This window comes from uncultured Nocardioides sp. (genome assembly GCF_902805925.1).
Classification (GTDB): domain Bacteria; phylum Actinomycetota; class Actinomycetes; order Propionibacteriales; family Nocardioidaceae; genus Nocardioides.
The window spans coordinates 1-4067 of sequence record NZ_CADCUP010000199.1 but is presented as its reverse complement, the minus strand read 5'-3'; the positions used below and the strand labels follow the sequence as shown (position 1 = coordinate 4067).

General features: G+C 74.4%; 6 protein-coding genes and 1 pseudogene. 3 read left to right on the top strand and 4 right to left on the bottom strand.

What is annotated here, in order from left to right; translation table 11 throughout:
• Both QZX64_RS14530 and QZX64_RS14525 read right to left on the bottom strand, forming a co-directional pair.
• A pseudogene (locus QZX64_RS14530) lies at positions 1 to 265 on the bottom strand (hypothetical protein); the annotation flags it as partial.
• 11 nt (positions 266 to 276) lie between these two features.
• Entirely contained in the window at positions 277 to 1044 is a 768-nt protein-coding gene (locus QZX64_RS14525; protein WP_295661185.1) for a carbon-nitrogen hydrolase family protein, read from the bottom strand.
• Between the two features lie 120 nt (positions 1045 to 1164).
• Here QZX64_RS14525 and QZX64_RS14520 point away from each other — a divergent pair, with 120 nt between their 5' ends.
• The 3 genes from QZX64_RS14520 to QZX64_RS14510 are packed head-to-tail and all read left to right on the top strand — an operon-like array spanning position 1165 to position 3150.
• On the top strand, positions 1165 to 1488 hold the full coding sequence (locus tag QZX64_RS14520; protein WP_295661183.1) for a DUF6457 domain-containing protein: 324 nt from the start codon (positions 1165 to 1167) through the stop codon (positions 1486 to 1488).
• Between the two features lie 42 nt (positions 1489 to 1530).
• A complete protein-coding gene (locus tag QZX64_RS14515) occupies positions 1531 to 2511 on the top strand; it encodes an NAD(P)H-quinone oxidoreductase (RefSeq protein ID WP_295661181.1) in 981 nt (326 codons plus the stop codon).
• Positions 2512 to 2535: 24 nt separating this feature from the next.
• Positions 2536 to 3150, top strand: coding sequence for a bacterial proteasome activator family protein (locus QZX64_RS14510; protein ID WP_295661179.1), 615 nt, complete (start codon positions 2536 to 2538; stop codon positions 3148 to 3150).
• Here QZX64_RS14510 and QZX64_RS14505 read toward each other — a convergent pair.
• Together QZX64_RS14505 and QZX64_RS14500 are read right to left on the bottom strand one after the other, a co-directional pair.
• Complete coding sequence (locus QZX64_RS14505; RefSeq protein WP_295661177.1) at positions 3147 to 3746, bottom strand: hypothetical protein; 600 nt, start codon at positions 3744 to 3746, stop codon at positions 3147 to 3149. The genes QZX64_RS14510 and QZX64_RS14505 overlap by 4 nt on opposite strands.
• A 22-nt stretch (positions 3747 to 3768) precedes the next feature.
• Positions 3769 to 4067 (bottom strand): HAD family hydrolase (locus tag QZX64_RS14500; RefSeq protein WP_295661175.1); only part of this gene is annotated, 299 nt, incomplete at its 5' end.

Below are 4067 nucleotides of genomic sequence, written 5' to 3'. Positions count from 1 at the left end.
CCACCGCCACGGCGCCGGCGCCGTCGAGCCACGACGGCCCGATCTCCACCACGGCGCAGCCGAGGGCGACGCCCCCGACGAGGACGACCAGGGCCCACCACAGCAGCCGCGGGGCGCGGCCGACGAGCGCCGTGGGCGGCGACTCCCGGGGCGGCCTCGGCGGCCTCTCCTCCGTCGGCGTGCCCCCCGCCCTCCTCGGCCGCGTGCGCGGGAGGCGCGACGGCGAGCGAGTGGCGGCGCGACGACCGCCGGGGGGTGTGGGCACGAGCAGACAGGCTACCCGCGGCGGTTGGCCAACGACGGGTTGGTGCGACGGGCCTCGGCGACGGCGGAGGCGTCCAGGACGCCGCGCACCACGGCCGCGTCGGGGCCCGCCTCGGCCACCACGTCACCGAGCGGACCCACGATCATCGAGTGACCGCAGTAGCGCGGCGCCGGCTGCCCGGCCGCCACGACGTACACCGTGTTCTCGATGGCCCGGGCGCGCACGAGGGTCCGCCAGTGGTCGACCTTCCGCTCCCCCGCCACCCACGCCGACGGCACCACGAGCACGTCTGCGCCCGCGTCGACCAGCGAGCGTGCCAGCTCGGGGAACCGCAGGTCGTAGCAGGTCATCAGCCCGACGGTGAAGCCGCCGAGCGCAAAGGTCACCGGCTCCACGGGCCCGGCCGAGAGCCGGTCGGACTCGCGGTAGCCGAAGGAGTCGTAGAGGTGGATCTTGCGGTACGACGCCTCCGCGGCGCCGCGCACCAGCAGCGTGTTGAACGGCCGGCCGGCGTCGCCGCCGCGCTCGAACATGCCCGCCACGACGGTGGTGCCGCGCTCGGCCGCGACCGCGGCGACCTCCGAGCCGAAGGGCCCGTCCAGGTCCTCACCGAACGGCGCGAGGTCGCTGTCGATGTCGCCGAAGTCACGCTGGAAGGCCTCCGGGAGCACCACCAGGTCGGCGTCGCCCGGGACCAGCTCGCGCAGGCGGACCCGGTTGCGGTCGGGGTCCTGGGTCGAGGCCTCCTGCACCAGGGTCACCCGCAGCCGTCCGCTCATGGCACCAGCCTGCCACCCTGAGTCGATGGACGTGACACTCGGCCGGACCTGCGCGACCGCCGGGGCTGAGCGCCGATCTTGGGCTTGCGGCCGGGCGTCCGAGCCGGAACTGTGGGGTCCGTGAACCTGCACGACTGGATCGACGAGCTGGCCGACGTCCTCGACGTCGAGCTCGAGGTCGACGAGGCCCTCGTCCTCGACCTCGCGCGGGTCTCGGCGCACCAGGTCGAGGAGAGGTCGGCACCCATCACCACCTTCATGCTGGGGTACGCCGCCGCAACCCACGACGCCGACCCCGAGCGGGTCGAGCAGCTGGCGGCCAGGGCGCAGGCGCTGGCGGAGGGGTGGGACCGGCCCGCGGACGCCCGCGACCCCGACGACATCGACGACGACCTGCCCGACGACACGGGCGTCGACCACTCCAGCGACGAGTTCGAGGACTGACCCCCGCCGGCCGTGCGGTGCTGCTCCCCTAGGGTGGGGGCCATGCGCGCCGTGATCGCCTCCGGTTCCGGAGGCCCCGAAGTCCTGTCCGTGGGCGAGGCCCCCGACCCGGTCGCCCGCACCGGTGAGGTGCTCGTCGAGACCGTCGCCACGGCCGTCAACAAGGCCGACACCTTGCAGCGGAAGGGCCACTACCCCCCGCCGCCGGGCGAGTCCGACATCATCGGCCTCGAGTGCAGCGGCCGCATCGTCGCGCTCGGCCCGGAGGTGGAGGGATGGTCGGTGGGCGACGAGGTGTGCGCCGTCCTCGCCGGTGGGGGGTACGCCGAGCGGGTGGCCGTGCCGGCGGGCCAGCTCATGCCGGTGCCGGCGGGGATCGACCTGGTGACCGCCGCGGCCCTGCCCGAGGTGGCGTGCACGGTGTGGTCGAACGTGTTCATGACGGCCGGCCTGCAGGCCGGGGACACGTTCCTCGTGCACGGCGGGGCGGGCGGCATCGGCACGCTGGCGATCCAGCTGGCCAGTGCGCTGTCCGCGCGGGTGCTGACGACAGCGGGCTCGGCCGAGAAGCTCGCCGTCTGCTCCGAGCTGGGCGCCGACGTGACCATCAACTACCGCGACGAGGACTTCGTGCAGGTGGTGGACGACGTCACGGACGGCCACGGTGCCGACGTGATCCTGGACAACATGGGCGCGAAGTACCTCGGCCGGAACCTCGACGCCCTGGCCACCGAGGGCCGCCTGGTCATCATCGGCATGCAGGGCGGCACGAAGGGCGAGCTCGACATCGCCAAGCTGCTGCGCAAGCGGGCCGCGGTGATCGCGACCTCGCTGCGCGCCCGTCCGGTCGAGGAGAAGGCGGCGATCTGCGCGGCGGTCGCCGAGCACGTGTGGCCGCTGGTCTCCGACGGCTCCGTGCGGCCGGTGGTGCACGCGACCATGCCGCTGGAGCGGGTGGCCGAGGCGCACCGGCTGATGGACGACAGCGGGCACGTCGGCAAGATCCTGCTCACCGTGGCCTGACCAGACAGGTCCTAGGGTGGGGGGATGAGCGAGCAGATCCCCGAGGGGCACGTGCTGGTGATCGGACCCGACGGACAGCCCGTGGGCACCGTCCCCGCGGCGTCGGTCGAGCAGGCCGTCGAGCGGGCGGCCGCCGAGGCGGCGGACGGCGACGGCGAGGGGGAGGGCCCCCGCCACGTCACCGAGCTGGTCGAGCACCCGGCCAAGGTGATGCGGATCGGCACGATGATCCGCCAGCTGCTCGAGGAGGTGAAGGCCGCCCCGCTCGACGAGGCCAGTCGCAACCGCCTCAAGGAGATCCACGCCGCCTCCATCGCCGAGCTCGAGTCGGGCCTGGCCCCCGAGCTGGTCGAGGAGCTCCAGCGGCTCTCGCTGCCCTTCACCGAGGCCGGCACGCCGAGCGAGGGCGAGCTGCGCATCGCGCAGGCGCAGCTGGTCGGGTGGCTGGAGGGACTGTTCCACGGCATCCAGACCGCGATCTACGCCCAGCAGATGGCCTCGCGCTCCCAGCTGGAGCAGATGCGGCGGGCGCTGCCGGGCGGCGCCGGCCACCCGCAGGACCCCACCGGTCAGCCCGGCATGGCGCCCCAGCAGCGCCCCGACGACGCCGGCCCGGGCACCGGGGGCATGTACCTCTAGCGCCTGCCGAGGCGGCGTACGACCATCAGGCCGAGCAGGCCGACGATCACCAGCGCGGCGCCGGGTGCGGCCAGCCGGGCCAGGGACGTGGGCTCGGCCCCCTCCACCTTCGTGTACGTCGCGCTCTGCGGCGGGGCGGGCGGCTCCACCGGCTCCCCCTCGCCGAGCAGCCGGCCGACGCGCTCGCCGACGTCGGCCGACACCGGCGCGGACCCACCGCAGGACTCGGCTGTGTAGGAGGTGCCGGAGCGGCTGACCAGGAAGACGTAGGGCCGGTCGGCGGGCAGCTCCCCGAGCCCGCAGGCGGCCGGCTGCGCGGGACTGGTGACCGCGACGGCCTCGCCGCCGAGCCGGCCCTTGAAGACGCGGTCGGCGGTGACGGCGTAGGTGATCGTGCCCCCGCTGGGCGCCGAGACCGAGTCGACGACCCCGGTGAAGACCACGTCGGCGGCGGCGGTCTGGTCGCTGAACGTCTGCTGGACGCAGGTGCACGCATGGGCCGGCAGCTGGGTCAGGAAGACCCCGCCCATGGCCAGCAGCATCACCACCAGGGTCTGTCGGCCCGCGGCGGGACGGACGCGGCGGATCAGTGACATGGCGGACACTCTACGGGCCGGCTCAGAGGTCGAAGAGCCCGGCGAGGACCGTGGCGACGCCGTCGTCGTCGTTGGCGGGGGCGACGTGGTCGGCCATGTCCCGCACCAGCGGGTGGGCGTTCGCCATGGCGTAGGACGAGCCCGCCCACTCCAGCAGCGCGAGGTCGTTCGGCATGTCCCCGAACGCGACGACGTCCTCGGGGGCGACCCCCAGCTCGTCGCACACCAGCGCCAGGGTCGAGGCCTTGGTGACGTCGAAGGCGCTCAGCTCGACCATCGCCCACTCGCTCGACCAGGTGACCGTCACCCGGTCGCCGACGA